Below are 13,631 nucleotides of genomic sequence, written 5' to 3'. Positions count from 1 at the left end.
CCCGGTTGATCAGGAGACCATCATGGATCACGGTTATCAGATTGCGCTGCGGCCGCTGTGCCAGGTTTTGCAGTCCGAGCAGGTCGATCCGGCCAACGTGACGAGGCTGTGCGAGTCGATCGTCCGCGCCGGGCACTGGCTGGAGCCGATCATCGTCGAGCGTTCGCGTGGCATCGTCATGGACGGCAATCATCGTTTCACCGCAGCGCGGCAGTTGGGGCTGAAACGGGTGCCTTGCATCCTGCTCGATTACAGCGATCCGCGGGTTTGCGTGCGGCATTGGCAAACCGGGCAGGCGTTCGAGGTGGCGCAGATTTTCAGCACTATCGCCCGGGGGGAAATTCTTCCGTACAAGACCACCCGCCACGCGTTTGAACCGGCATTGCCGGTGGTCGCCATAGCGCTGGAACGGCTCTACGACAGCGCCTGATCACGGCAAAGCAAAAAAACTCGACTGCGGGTGATACTTTTTCGCAGATCGACTGGCAATAGGAGTGATTACCATTTTCCCTTGATGAAAAGGATCCTCACGTCATGCCTGTTGTCAGTCGTCCCTGCGGTGAGCGGGTGTTAACACTCGCCGTGCGTACCGCCATGCTGAACTTCGTTCTGGTCGCAGCAAGCGCCAACGCCTGGGCCGCCGGCTCCGGGCAATCCGGCGTTGCCGCCGATCAGACTGCGGACGCTGCGCCAGTCGTGCCGGCCGACGCCAGCAAGGACGCGCTGACCCTCGATACAACCCGCATCGATGCCCGCTACAACGGCGCGACGGCCTTGCCCGAAACGCTTGCCGGTGGCCAGGTGGCGCGCGGTGCACGGCTGGGCATGCTGGGCAACAAAGACGTAATGGACACCCCGTTCAGCGTCACCAGCTACACCGCCAAAACCCTCGCCGACCTGCAGACCGTGACCGTCGCCGATGCATTGGAGCGTGACCCTTCGGTGCGCTCCACTGGGCAGACCGGCGGGATCGTCGACTCGTTTTTCATTCGCGGCTTCCCGATCGGCGAGGGCAACCTCGGAGAACTGGCCTTCGACGGCGTGTATGGCGTGGCACCGAATTATCGCGTGTTCACCGACTATGCCGAGCGGGTCGAAGTGCTCAAGGGGCCCGGTGCGCTGATGTACGGTCTGTCGCCCAACAGCGGCGTCGGCGGGGTGATCAACATCGTGCCCAAGCGTCCGCTGGATGAGGACCTGACCCGCTTTACCGGCAGTTATGCCTCCGATTCCCAGGTCGGCGGTCACTTGGATGTAAGTCGTCGTTTCGGCTCGGAAAACCAGTTCGGCGTGCGCTTCAACGGCAACCTGCAGGGTGGCGACACGGCTATCGACGATCAGCACCGCGACCTTGGCGTGGGTGCGATTGCCCTGGATTATCGCGGCGAGCGCCTGCGCTTGAACCTCGACTACCTCAGTCAGAAGGAAAGCTGGGAAGCGGCCTCGCGACCGTTCACCATCGCGCCGGGCGTTGAAGTGCCTTCAGCGCCGAACGGCCGCACCAACCTGCCACAGGACTGGGGCTGGTCGGACACCAAGGAACAATCGGCGTTGCTTGGCGGCGAATATGATCTGAATGACGCGGTGACGGTATTCGCTCACGCCGGCGGCGGGCGATCCGACGTCAAGCGCCTGTCCGACCAGGTCCCGCGGATCCTCAACGATGCCGGCGATACCAGTAATGTCCCCGGCTACTACAAATTCAACGTTGATCGCTCGACCGCCGATGTCGGTATCCGTGGTGTATTTGCCACCGGCCCGATCACCCACACCACCACGGTCATGGCCACGCGTTATCAGGACGAACTGTCGCGCGGCATCAACAACGGCACCGCGATTGTTTCTAACATCTACCACCCGGTCGATGCGCCCCGGCAGTATCTCAACGCACCGAAAGTGCTGCGCGTGTCCGAGTCGGAACTGTCGGGTGTGGCGTTGACCGATACCCTGTCGATGCTCGATGAGCGCTTTCAGTTGACCCTGGGCGTGCGCCGCCAGGAGATCGAATCGCGCAATTACAACGCCGCCGGCGCCGTCAGCTCGAAGTACCGCGACAACGCCACCACGCCATTGGTTGGTGTGGTGGTCAAGCCCTGGGAAGACGTCTCCCTTTACTACAACTATGTTGAAGGCTTGAGCAAAGGCGACATCGCTCCGGGCACGGCGACCAACGCCGGTGAAACCTTCGCGCCTTACGAATCCAGGCAGCACGAAGTCGGGGTCAAATACGAGCACGGCACGTTCATGACCTCCCTGGCGTTGTTCCAGATCGAGAAGCCGAGTGGCGAGGTCGGTACCGGCAATGTTTTCTCGGTGCAGGCCGAACAGCGCAACCGTGGCATTGAGCTGAGCATGTACGGTGAAGTCGCCAAGGGTACTCGCTTGATGGGCGGTGTGACGGTGCTCGACGGCGAACTCACCGACTCGGCGACTGCTGCCAATCGTGGCAACAAACCGGTCGGTGTGCCGGACGTGCAAGCCAATCTCTGGGCCGAGTGGGATACGCCGTGGATCGAGGGCTTCACTCTCACCAGTGGTGCGATTTACACCGACCGCCAGTACGTCAACCAGGCCAACACCCAGGCACTGGATGCCTGGACCCGCTTCGACGCCGGCGCCCGTTACGCGACCAGAATCGAAGGCCGGCCTACGACGTTCCGCGCCACGGTGCAGAACGTATTCGATCGCGAATATTGGTCGGGCGTGGCTTCCTACGGTGCATTTTCCCCGGGTTCGCCACGAACCTTGCAACTGTCGGCCACCGTCGACTTCTGACGGGCAGGGGCGTCGCCGACAATCTCGGCGATTGCTTTCTCTTCTTTATATAGAGGCATGACCGTGTTGCCGATGCGGGATCGGCAGCAACCCGTTTGAACATTCGGAAAAGGAGTATTCGCCATGTTGAACAACCCGGGCGCTGCGGTTGACGATGCATCTGCCATACACCGGCCAGCGTCTCCCAGGCTGGTTTTTGAACTGGATCGAACAGGTAACGAACACATCCGTCAACTGCTCCGCCACTTCGGACTACGCAGCAGCCTGATCCGTTTCAAAGTGCTCAATGCGCTGGTGATTGCCGATCGGGAGGGGCGCGTTATGGGGGTAAACGGGGTGTATGCGTTTGTGGCGTCGTCCTCACCGCAGTTGTCATTCATCAGCGTGCGCGAAGTGCTCAAACGGCTGTGTCTTGAAGGCCTGATCGTGCTTGAAAACGGCAAGAGTTACCGGTTCACCCGACAAGCCCGGCTCATCCTTCTACAAGGCCAGGACGGTTGAACCTCAGAATCCGCCGGAAAATTTCACCGCCGCTGCCGCTCGCGTCGGCACGTCCAGCGTACGCAACAACGAGGACACATGAATCCGCACCGTGAATGGCGAAATGTCCAGTTCACGGGCGATTTCCTTGTTGGTCTTGCCTTGCGCAATCAACCGCAGCACATCCTGCTGACGCGGCGTCAGCGTCGTCGCGGTTTCCAGCGGCAGCAAGCCTGACGGCGCAGACTTCACCAACACCTCGCCTTCACGGATCGCCAGAATCGCCTGGCCGATTTCATCGGGCGCAATGTTCTTGCCGATGAAGCCGTCAATGCCGGCCGCCATGACTTCACTGATCAGCGCTTGATCATCGACCATCGACACCACGATCAGCGTGGTGCGCGGCAATCGTCGGCGCAAGTCGGCGAGCTGGGTGATGCAGGTCAGTCCGGGAAAACGCAGATCGAGCATCAGCGTGTCCGGCTCGTGGCCCGGTTGCAGCAGCGCCAGCACGGCGTCGAGGTCGCCGGCTTCGTCGATCATTGCCTCGGGCAGCACGCGCTGCACAGTGCGCAGCATCGCTTCGCGAAACAGCGGGTGATCGTCGGCTATGATGATCCGGCATGTCATGGCGTGACCCTCCCTGGGTCGGCGTTATTCAAGGCCTGCACCTTAGCATCGGACGCCAGGGTTGCCTGTAGGCTGCTTCCGAAACTGCAATCGCTGCACAAGGACGTTTACCATGAAATTCGAAAAAAACACCGAACTCGACCAGGCCAACCTGCGCATCATCATCGCTGCCATCGCGGTAGTTTACATGGTCGTTCTGGGTTTTCTGCCGGGCCAGCACTTCGATACTTATCTGCCGGTCATCACCTACATCGTCCTGTTTCTGCTGGCCTCGATCGTGTTCCGCCAGGCCATCGCCCGCTGGCCGGGGCATTATCCGGCGCGGCGGATTTTTGCCATGGTTCACGATTACACCGGCACCTGTTTTGGTCTGGTGATCGGCGGCGAAGCGGCACTGCCGCTGTACGCGGTGATGGTCTGGGTCAACCTCGGCAACGGCATGCGCTACGGCTCGCGCTATCTGGCGATTGCCACCGGGCTGGCGTTGCTGGCGCTCGTGGTGGTCTATCGCCTGACGCCTTACTGGCAGGCGCAACCGTTCATGGTGCTGATGCTGTTGATCACCAGCACGGTGATTCCGTTTTACGCGCACCTGCTGCTGGAGCGGACGCGCAAGGCATCGGAAGAGGCGGTGGCAGCCAATCTGGAGAAGTCCCGTTTCCTCGCTCAGGCCAGTCATGATCTGCGCCAGCCGATTCATTCCATCGGTTTGTTTACGGCGTGCCTGCGTGAATCGCGCCTGGGCGATGACGAGCGACGGCTGGTGGATAACATTGATCGTTCTCTGCTCAACGTCTCGCAGTTGTTCCGCTCGATTCTCGATCTTTACACCCTCGATAACGGCCGCGTCGAAGCGAAAATGCAAGTGATCAACCTGGGCGAATGGCTGGCGGAGCTGCTTCGACAGAACCTGGAAGCGGCGCGTTGGGCTGGTGTTGCACTGCGTCTGCGCCCCTGTCACTACTGGGTCAGAACCGACCCGGCACTGCTGGCGACCATGGTGCAGAACGTGCTCTCCAATTGCTTCAAGTACGGCGCGCAGCGACCGGTGCTGATGGGCGTGCGCAAACGCGGGGCAGGGCTGGCCATCGTCATTTATGACCGCGGCAACGGCATTGCCGAAGAACATCTGCCAAAGGTCTTCGAGGAGTTTTACCGGGTGCGCCAGATCCGCGATAAAGACGTCGAGGGCGTCGGGCTGGGGCTGTCGATCGTCAAGCGTCTCGGGGAGTTGATCGGCGTGGAAGTCGCGCTGCGTTCGCAGCTGGGACGCGGCACGGCGGTGACCCTCGCCGGTTTGTCGTTCGCAGCGGCGCCGCTGTCGCCGGTCATTCGCGATGAAGCGCGGCAGGTGGGGCTGCTGACCGGGCTGAAAGTGTGTCTGGTGGAAGATGACCGCAACGTGTTGCAGGCGACGTCGGCGCTGCTCGAGCGCTGGGGCTGTGTGGTGCAGGGCGAGTGGTCGGCGGAGAATCTGGTCACCGACTGCGACATCATCGTCGCCGACTATGACCTCGGCACCCACGCCACCGGTATCGAATGCATCGACGATGTGCGAAGGCAACGCGGCTGGGCGGTACCGGCAATGATCATCACCGGCCACGATATCGAAAAGATTCAGGCAGCCTTGCAGGATCGGCAGATTGCGATCCTGTCCAAGCCGGTTCGGCCTGCCGAGTTGCGCGCGACGCTGCGCGCCTTGCGCGACCGGCAGGTCGAGCCGCTTGAAAACGTCGGGTAAATGAAATCCGCTTGAACGACAAAACCCGCGTTCTGCGGGCTTTGTCGTGCGTGCCTTTCTAGATTTTCGCCAGTGCCTGGGCGAGGTCGGCGCGCAGGTCTTCAACGTCTTCGACCCCGACCGACAACCGCACCAGACCATCGCCGATGCCAAGCCTGGTGCGAGTCTCTGGGGGAATGGTCGCATGGGTCATGATCGCGGGATGCTCGATCAGGCTCTCTACGCCACCGAGGCTTTCCGCCAGCGCGAAGATCTTCACGTTCTCCAGAAAGCGCCGCGCGCCGGCCAGGTCGCTGTCCAGATCGACGGAGATCATCCCGCCAAAACCGCGCATCTGCCGCTTGGCCAGCTCATGCTGTGGGTGCGAAGCCAGCCCCGGATAGTAAACGCGCTTGACCTGCGGTTGCTGCTCGAGCCATTGCGCCAGATCCAGTGCATTGCTGCAATGCCGTTCCATGCGCAGCGCCAGGGTTTTCACCCCGCGCAAGGTCAGGAACGCATCGAACGGCCCGGAAATCGCGCCAACGGCGTTTTGCAGAAAACCGAGTTTTTCCGCCAGCTCGGCGTTCTGCCCAACCACGGCGATGCCGCCGATCACGTCGGAGTGGCCATTGAGGTATTTGGTGGTCGAGTGCAGCACAATGTCGAAACCCAACTCCAGCGGACGCTGGATGTAGGGGCTGGCGAACGTGTTGTCGGCGACACAGATAATGCCCCGCGCGCGGCAGATGCGGGCGATGGCGGCGAGGTCCGACAGGCTCAGCAGCGGGTTGGTCGGGGTCTCGACCATGACCATGCGCGTGTCGTCCTGCAACGAGGCTTCGAACGCCGACAGATCGGTCAGGTCGACGAAGCTGAAGCGATGCCCGGCACTGCGCTGGCGGACCTTGTCGAACAGGCGGAACGTGCCGCCGTACAGGTCGTTGCCGGAGACGATGTGCGAGCCGGCATCGAGCAATTCCAGCACTGTGGAAATCGCCGCCAGCCCCGAGGCAAACGCAAAGGCGCGAGTGCCACCTTCGAGATCGGCAACGCAGCGCTCCAGCGCGAAGCGCGTCGGATTGTGCGAGCGACCGTAATCGAAGCCCTTGTGCACGCCGGGGCTGTCCTGCAGGTAGGTGGAGTTGGCGTAGATCGGCGGCATCAGCGCACCGGTGGTCGGGTCAGGCTGCTGCCCGGCGTGGATTACCCGGGTCGCGAAGCCCTGGGATTTATCGTCGTGCTGACTCATGCAAGGGATCTCCGTAATTGGTTGAGCATGTCGGTGCGGGTGATCAGGCCATGGAAGCCCGAGGCGTCGGCGATGATCGCCACGAGGCCACGGCTGAGCACTGATTCCAGCTCGGCCAGGGAGGCGGCCGGGGCGAGGGTTTGCAGTTTGTCGGTCATCACGCTGGATACCGACTGACTGAAGCGCGCGGCGTCTTCGTGCACGCCGAGGAGAATGTCGGACTCGTCGATCACCCCCACCAGTTGTTTGCCTTCGACCAGCACCGGCAGTTGCGAAACATCCGCCAGACGCATGCGCTGGAACGCAGTCAGCAAGGTGTCATCGGGGCCGACGCTGATCACCCGGCCGTCCTCGAAACGTCGTGCGATCAAATCGCGCAGGTCGCCGTAGCCTTTGCGTTGCAACAGGCCCTGATCGGTCATCCACTGGTCGTTGTAGACCTTCGACAAGTAGCGCGTGCCAGTGTCGCAGACAAAACTGACCACGCGTTTCGGCTCGGTCTGTGCGCGGCAATAGCGCAGCGCGGCAGCGAAGAGGGTGCCGGTCGATGAACCACCGAGAATGCCTTCGGCCTTGAGCAACTGGCGGGCGTGATCGAAGCTTTCTTCATCACTGATCGAATAGGCGTGGCGCACGCTGGACAGGTCAGTGATCGACGGAATGAAATCCTCGCCAATGCCTTCGACCGCCCACGAACCGGGCGTCGGCAGGCTGCCGTCGCGGCTGTATTGCGCCATCACCGAGCCGACCGGATCGGCAAGCACCATTTCCAGATCCGGCTGCACGCGTTTGAAGAAGCGACTCAGACCCGTCAGCGTCCCCGCCGACCCGACGCCAACGACGATGGCATCCAGATCATGTTCGGTCTGCGCCCATATCTCCGGAGCGGTGCTGCATTCATGGGCCAGCGGGTTGGCCGGATTGTTGAACTGGTCGGCGAAAAAGGCGCCGGGAATGTCTTTGGCCAAACGTGCGGCGACGTCCTGGTAATACTCGGGATGGCCCTTGCCGACATCGGAGCGGGTGATATGCACTTCGGCGCCCATGGCCTTCAGGTGCAGGACTTTCTCGGTGGACATCTTGTCCGGCACCACCAGCACCACACGATAGCCTTTGGCGCGACCGACCAGTGCCAGGCCCAGGCCAGTGTTGCCTGCAGTGGCTTCGACAATGGTGCCGCCGGGTTGCAGACGCCCGTCACGTTCGGCGGCGTCGATCATGGCCAGACCGATGCGGTCCTTGATCGAACCACCGGGGTTTTGCGATTCGAGTTTCAAGAACAGCGTGCACGGTCCGGTATCGAAGCGGGTGACCTGAACCAGCGGAGTGTTGCCTATCAGCCCAAGTACCGCAGGGCGTGATTCCTTTGACATTTCTTCACCTCTTTATGGTGTTGATCGCGTTCCGATCGCGGGGAAAAGACTCGCGTGCAACATAGGCTCAGACATGCTCTGTCGCAACCATTAGTCCCTCGCAAATCCAGCCATTTCGATCTAACGATAGAACGAAATCGGCGCGCTCACAGGAGAGTACGCACACGTTTACAAAGAGGCGTCATTAGCTATTCAAAGGGCGTCGTCGCTGCGATAAATGCTTGATCTGTACCGCGCCGGTCTGATTGTTCCCCACGCTCCGCGTGGGAGTGCAGTCAGGGACGCTCCGCGTTCCCACACCTCAAGATCTCAGCCTTCGGCAGCTCCTGCACGTCAGATCAGTCGACACTGATGTTGAATGATCCGCCGCCTTCGCGAGCAAGCTCGCTCCCACAGGGATTTGCGGTGTGTGCGGGATTTTTGGCATCCCCGTTGTTAAGGTAGTCAGCCGTGGTCCAGGTATTTTTGCTACATGAACGCTCAACCGGCTATTCAGGCAGTGTCCGCCGCAGACATTCCCGATGTTTTGACCTTCACCCTCGAGGCCCGCGCCGAGCTGTTTCCCAAACTCAGCGGCAGCGGCGTGCCTGACGATCTGGCGCGCTTCGCCGAGGTGTATCTGCATGGCGAAGGTTGCTTCCTGATTGCGCGGCATGAAGGGCAGATCGTCGCCTCGATCGGCTATGTGCCGTACGACCGACGTTTCCCGCAACTGATGTATCCCGGCCGCAAAGTCGTGGAAGTGGTGCGCCTGTTCGTCCTGCCATCGCAGCGTCGTTCAGGTCTGGCGGGTGCGTTGTATCGCGCGCTGAAGAAACACGCGCAGGCCAACGGCGTGCAGTTGATCTACCTGCACACTCATCCGTTTCTGCCGGGCGCCATCGAGTTCTGGCAGCGCCAGGGGTTTGAAATCGTCCAGGTCGACGAGGATCCGCTCTGGCAGACCACGCACATGCAATCGTTCATGAATGAAAACGCAGAATCCGGGCGCCATCGAACGGGTCTGTCAGGTAGTGCGCCCTGACCCCGAACGTCGTCTGCAAGCGCTCCGGCGTCAGCACTTGCAGCGGCGCGCCCAGCGCCACCAGTTGCCCGCGTTCAAGCACCGCCAGGCGGTCGCACTTGAGGGCCTGATTGAGATCGTGCAGCGCAATCAGCGTGGTCACCGGCAGTGCACGGACCACTTGCAGAATGCTCAATTGATGTTGGATATCGAGGTGGTTGGCCGGCTCGTCGAGCAGCAGAATCTGCGGTCGCTGCGCCAGTGCCCGAGCAATGTGTACGCGCTGGCGTTCACCGCCGGACAAACTGCGCCAGAGGCGCTTGCGCAGATGTACAGCGTCGACATCGACCAAGGCTTGCTGGACGATGGCGTCATCAGTGGCCGACCACGGTTGCAGCGCCGACAACCACGGCGTACGCCCCAGCGCGACAGCGTCGAAGACGCGAATGCCATCGTCGGTATCGGCCTGTTGTTCGACCACAGCGAGGGTCTGCGCGATGCTGCGTCGGGACATTTTGCCCAGCACCTGAGCGTCGAGTTGTACTTGCCCGGCGCTCGGTTCACGCAGGCCAGCGAGCAGCTTCAGCAGGGTGGATTTGCCCGATCCGTTCGGCCCGACAATACCCAGGGTCTCGCCATGCTGGACGTCGAGGCTGACACCGTTGAGCAACTCGGCACCGCGCACTTTGAATCCCAGATTCGCACAACTGAGTATCGGCTTCATCGCGCCGATCTCCGGCCTACCAGAATCAGGGCAAACACCGGTGCGCCGACCAGCGCGGTGACCACCCCAACCGGAATCACCTGCCCCTTGATCAGGGTGCGCGACAGCACATCGGCGGCAATCAGAAACACCGCGCCGCCCAACGCGCTGGCGGGCAGCAGACGCGCATGGCCGGTGCCGAGCAACAGCCGCGCGGCGTGGGGAATCACCAGGCCGACAAAGCCGATCGAGCCGACAATCGACACCATCACCGCGGTGACCAGCGCGGCGACGCCAATCAGCACGATCTGCACCCGGCGCACCGCAATGCCCAGGGAGGCCGCCGAGTCCGCGCCAAAGGTAAACGCATCCAGCGCCCGGCGATGCCACAGACAAACAACCAACCCCAGCGCAGCCACCGGCACCGCCAGCCACACCGAAGGCCAGCGTACGCCGCCGAGGTTGCCCAGCAGCCAGAACATGATTCCGCGCGCCTGCTCGGAGCTGGCCGAGCGGGTGATCAGAAATGCCGTGAGGGCGTTGAACAATTGCGAACCGGCGATCCCGGCGAGAATGATCTGTCCGGTGCCGCTGGTCGAGCCGCTGACCCGTGCCAACACGATCACCAACGCGAACGCGGTGACCGCGCCGGCAAAGGCACCGACCGACAGCGAAATCGCCCCGGCGCCGACGCCGAGCAGGGCGACCATCACTGCGCCGGTCGAGGCACCGGCGGAAATCCCCAGCAGATACGGATCGGCCAACGGGTTGCGCAGCAGCGACTGCAGGATCACTCCGCACGTGGCCAGACCGGCACCGCAGGCCGCCGCGACCAGAGCGCGGGTCAGGCGGTAGTTCCAGACGATGCCTTCATCGATCGGGTCGAGTACATAGCCGGCGCCCCACAGCTTGTTGGCCAGCACCTGCAGCACCACGCTTGGCTCGATCGACGTCTCGCCAATGGCCACGCCGCCGATCAGCGCGACCGACAGCGTCAGTAAAACCAGCAGCGTACGGATCAGGCGTCTGCTCATGGCGACAGGTCGAAGCCGTTGATGGCGCTGGCCAGTTGTTCAAGGCCATCGAAGGTGCGCAGGCTGGCCTGCATGGCCATGGCGTCGAGAATGATGATGCGGTTGTGCTTCACCGCGTCCATGTTGCGCGTCACCGGATCGCTGCGCAGGAACGCGAGCTTCTTCTGATAATCGTCAGCCGGGAAACGCCGCCGATCCATGCGTGCGATGACCAGGAAGGTCGGATTGGCCTTGGCAATGGTTTCCCAGCCGACGGTCGGCCATTCCTCATCCGACTCGACCACGTTGCGCACGCCCAAGGTGCTGAGCATAAAATCGGGAACGCCTTTGTGCCCGGCCACGAACGGCTCGATGTCCATCTCGGCGCTGGAAAACCACACCAGTGCGCTGAGGTCTTTGCGCTGCTGGTTTTTCGCGGTGGCGATCGACTGGGCGAGGCTGGCTTTGAGTTGACCGTTGAGCTGTTCGCCACGGGCCTGCACGTCGAAAATCATCGCCAGTTGGCTCACGCTTTTGTAGATGCTGTCGACGCGAAACGGCGCCAGTCGCGTGCCATCAGCGCCGACCAGGTTGTCCTTGGCTTCGCAATCGGAGGGCAGCAGGTAGGTTGGAATCTTCATTTCGTGAAACTGCTCGCGGGTGCCGACCGCACCCTGCGGGCCGACCATCCATTCCAGCTCCACGGCGACGAGGTCCGGGCGTTTGCCGATCACCGCTTCAAAGCTGGGTTCGTTATTGGCGAGGCGCTCGATCTGGTCGTTTTGCGCTTTGTATTCAGGCAGGACGTCGTTGAACCACAGCGAGGTGCCGACGACTTTGTCGCCCACACCCAAGGCGTAGAGCATTTCCGTGCCGGCCTGGCCGATGGTCACGGTGCGCGCCGGCGCGTGCTGGAAGGTGAGGCGGCTGCCGCAGTTTTCCACGGTCAGCGGGTAGGCGGTAGGCGCCGCTTGCGCCACGGCGCCGAGACTCAGGCTGGTGATCAGGAAGGCAACGCGGGGCAGCAGCATGGGCAGTCTCCAGGGGAACCGTACGGGAGCGGGCGGGTACGGTCTGGAAACACACCTCGGGCGCGGTCGTGGAAACAGCGCAAGGCCGGTCACCTGCTGAAGACGCGCACGGCACGATGTCCTTCCCGGACACCCCGCCGGTTAGTCAGTCACTGTGCCGGCAGGTCTCCTGACTGATGCGTCATCGCCTTGCTCCGGCCTTCCCGGGGTTCACCCAGTGGCAGTCGAGGAGCAGGCTCGGCACCTACAGTTGCGGGGGCAGTTCCGATTGATGCTGTGCGAGCATTTCGGATTCCCTGTTAATTCCGTGTGGAAACCGGCGGCGGCATGGTAGTCGATCGAGCCGCTAAAGGGGAGCCGAATCTGCCTCTGTAGGAGCTGCCGAAGGCTGCGATCTTTTGATCTAGACCGTTAAAGACAAAATCTAAAGATCGCAGCCTTCGGCAGCTCCTACGGGGGCACGCGTTTCCATGCTGGAGCGTTTGCAATTCAGGAGGGTGCCTGGCTAATATACGTTCCATATACATAACGTATCGGATTTATATATGGGCATCGTAAAGATTTCAGAGGATATGCACGAGAATCTGCGCATCTCCAGCAACGCACTCAGCCGCTCGATCAACGCGCAGGCCGAGCACTGGATGCGCATCGGCATGCTCGCTGAACTGCACCCCAATCTCGACCACAGCGCCATTTGCCGCCTGCTGATCCGCGCCGAACAGAACGGCGGGCTGGATCTGCAACAACTGACCCGGGAAGCCGTCAGCGCATGAAAAACCAGATCAGGATCAACACCCCGGCCGACATCGAAAAGTCCCGCGCCGCCGGCAGACTCGCCGCCCAAGTGCTGGCGATGCTGGTGCCTCACGTGAAGGCCGGCGTGACCACCGATGAGCTGGACCGGCTGTGCAACGACTACATCGTCAACGTGCAGAAAGCCGTTCCGGCCAATGTCGGTTATCACGGTTTTCCGAAAACCGTGTGTGCCTCGGTCAACGATGTGGTGTGCCACGGCATACCGTCAGGCACACCATTGAAGGACGGCGACATCGTCAACCTCGACATCGCCGTGATCAAGGACGGCTGGTTCGGCGATACCAGCCGCATGTACGTTGTGGGTGAGGCAACACCCGAAGCACAGCACCTGATCAAGACCACCTACGAAGCGATGTGCGCGGGTATTCGCGCGGTGAAACCGGGCGCAACCCTGGGCGATATCGGCCATGCGATCCAGAGCCTGGCGGAGGCGGAGGGCTTCAGCGTGGTTCGCGAATACTGCGGCCACGGCATCGGCAAGGTCTACCACGATGAACCGCAGATACTGCATTACGGTTTTCCCAATCAGGGCTTGAAGCTCAAGGCCGGGATGATTTTTACCGTCGAACCGATGCTCAATGCCGGCAAGCGCCATGTGAAGAACATGCCGGATGGCTGGACGGTGCTGACCAAGGATGGCTCGTTGTCGGCGCAGTGGGAGCATATGGTGGCGGTGACGGAGACCGGGTTTGAAGTGCTGACGGCGTGGCCGGATGAGATTGAGGGCTTTGTCCCGATCCTCTGAGCACCACAAAACCCTGTAGGAGCTGTCGAGTGAAACGAGGCTGCGATCTGTTGATCCTGTTTTTAACAGCAAGATCAAAAGATCGCAGCC

The 13,631-nt window shown here is 61.7% G+C and carries 13 protein-coding genes and 1 riboswitch; of the genes, 7 read left to right on the top strand and 6 right to left on the bottom strand.

Annotated features, from left to right (window positions below):
- The first annotated feature begins 22 nt into the window (after positions 1-22).
- The 3 genes from VNV36_RS24215 (at position 23) to VNV36_RS24205 (ending at position 3,276) form a co-directional block, all read left to right on the top strand.
- Complete coding sequence (locus VNV36_RS24215) at positions 23-430, top strand: ParB N-terminal domain-containing protein (protein ID WP_325721336.1); 408 nt, start codon at positions 23-25, stop codon at positions 428-430.
- A 104-nt stretch (positions 431-534) separates the two neighbouring features.
- Complete coding sequence (locus VNV36_RS24210) at positions 535-2,775, top strand: TonB-dependent receptor (RefSeq protein WP_325721334.1); 2,241 nt, start codon at positions 535-537, stop codon at positions 2,773-2,775.
- A gap of 126 nt (positions 2,776-2,901) precedes the next feature.
- Positions 2,902-3,276 carry a fe2+ zn2+ uptake regulation protein gene (locus VNV36_RS24205; RefSeq protein ID WP_414705541.1) on the top strand — a complete coding sequence of 125 codons (375 nt, stop codon included), beginning with the start codon at positions 2,902-2,904 and terminating at the stop codon, positions 3,274-3,276.
- Positions 3,277-3,279: 3 nt separating this feature from the next.
- Here VNV36_RS24205 and VNV36_RS24200 read toward each other — a convergent pair whose 3' ends face one another.
- Complete coding sequence (locus VNV36_RS24200) at positions 3,280-3,885, bottom strand: LuxR C-terminal-related transcriptional regulator (protein ID WP_325721330.1); 606 nt, start codon at positions 3,883-3,885, stop codon at positions 3,280-3,282.
- 112 nt (positions 3,886-3,997) lie between these two features.
- Here VNV36_RS24200 and VNV36_RS24195 point away from each other — a divergent pair, with 112 nt between their 5' ends.
- Positions 3,998-5,626: an ATP-binding protein gene (locus VNV36_RS24195; RefSeq protein ID WP_325721328.1), complete on the top strand. Its 1,629-nt coding sequence runs from the start codon at positions 3,998-4,000 to the stop codon at positions 5,624-5,626.
- Positions 5,627-5,684: 58 nt separating this feature from the next.
- On the opposite strand, the gene VNV36_RS24190 is transcribed toward VNV36_RS24195, so the two are convergent.
- Positions 5,685-6,857: a cystathionine gamma-synthase gene (locus VNV36_RS24190; protein WP_325721326.1), complete on the bottom strand. Its 1,173-nt coding sequence runs from the start codon at positions 6,855-6,857 to the stop codon at positions 5,685-5,687.
- Positions 6,854-8,230 (bottom strand): pyridoxal-phosphate dependent enzyme, encoded by a 1,377-nt coding sequence (locus tag VNV36_RS24185; RefSeq protein WP_325721324.1) that lies wholly within the window; start codon positions 8,228-8,230, stop codon positions 6,854-6,856. The genes VNV36_RS24190 and VNV36_RS24185 overlap by 4 nt, the downstream gene beginning before the upstream one ends.
- A 472-nt stretch (positions 8,231-8,702) precedes the next feature.
- Between VNV36_RS24185 and VNV36_RS24180 the strand changes: the two genes are divergently transcribed.
- Positions 8,703-9,254, top strand: a complete 552-nt coding sequence (locus VNV36_RS24180; RefSeq protein WP_325721323.1) for a GNAT family N-acetyltransferase — start codon at positions 8,703-8,705, stop codon at positions 9,252-9,254.
- Here VNV36_RS24180 and VNV36_RS24175 read toward each other — a convergent pair.
- Genes VNV36_RS24175 through VNV36_RS24165 form a run of 3 tightly spaced genes read right to left on the bottom strand, consistent with a single transcriptional unit; the run spans position 9,193 to position 11,980 of the window.
- Positions 9,193-9,957: an ABC transporter ATP-binding protein gene (locus VNV36_RS24175; protein ID WP_325721321.1), complete on the bottom strand. Its 765-nt coding sequence runs from the start codon at positions 9,955-9,957 to the stop codon at positions 9,193-9,195. The two genes, VNV36_RS24180 and VNV36_RS24175, sit on opposite strands and share 62 nt — an antisense overlap.
- On the bottom strand, positions 9,954-10,970 hold the full coding sequence (locus VNV36_RS24170) for a FecCD family ABC transporter permease (protein WP_325721319.1): 1,017 nt from the start codon (positions 10,968-10,970) through the stop codon (positions 9,954-9,956). The genes VNV36_RS24175 and VNV36_RS24170 overlap by 4 nt, the downstream gene beginning before the upstream one ends.
- Positions 10,967-11,980 (bottom strand): ABC transporter substrate-binding protein, encoded by a 1,014-nt coding sequence (locus VNV36_RS24165; RefSeq protein WP_325721317.1) that lies wholly within the window; start codon positions 11,978-11,980, stop codon positions 10,967-10,969. The genes VNV36_RS24170 and VNV36_RS24165 overlap by 4 nt, the downstream gene beginning before the upstream one ends.
- Positions 11,981-12,122: 142 nt before the next feature.
- Positions 12,123-12,316, bottom strand: a riboswitch (cobalamin riboswitch).
- A 209-nt stretch (positions 12,317-12,525) separates the two neighbouring features.
- Here VNV36_RS24165 and VNV36_RS24160 point away from each other — a divergent pair.
- Positions 12,526-12,753, top strand: coding sequence for a ParD-like family protein (locus VNV36_RS24160; protein ID WP_325721315.1), 228 nt, complete (start codon positions 12,526-12,528; stop codon positions 12,751-12,753).
- On the top strand, positions 12,750-13,541 hold the full coding sequence (gene map / locus VNV36_RS24155; protein WP_325721313.1) for a type I methionyl aminopeptidase: 792 nt from the start codon (positions 12,750-12,752) through the stop codon (positions 13,539-13,541). Before VNV36_RS24160 ends, map begins: the two co-directional genes overlap by 4 nt.
- Positions 13,542-13,631: the final 90 nt, after the last annotated feature.

This window comes from Pseudomonas sp. (assembly GCF_035554175.1).
GTDB lineage: Bacteria > Pseudomonadota > Gammaproteobacteria > Pseudomonadales > Pseudomonadaceae > Aquipseudomonas.
This window is presented reverse-complemented; position numbering and strand designations above follow the sequence as displayed.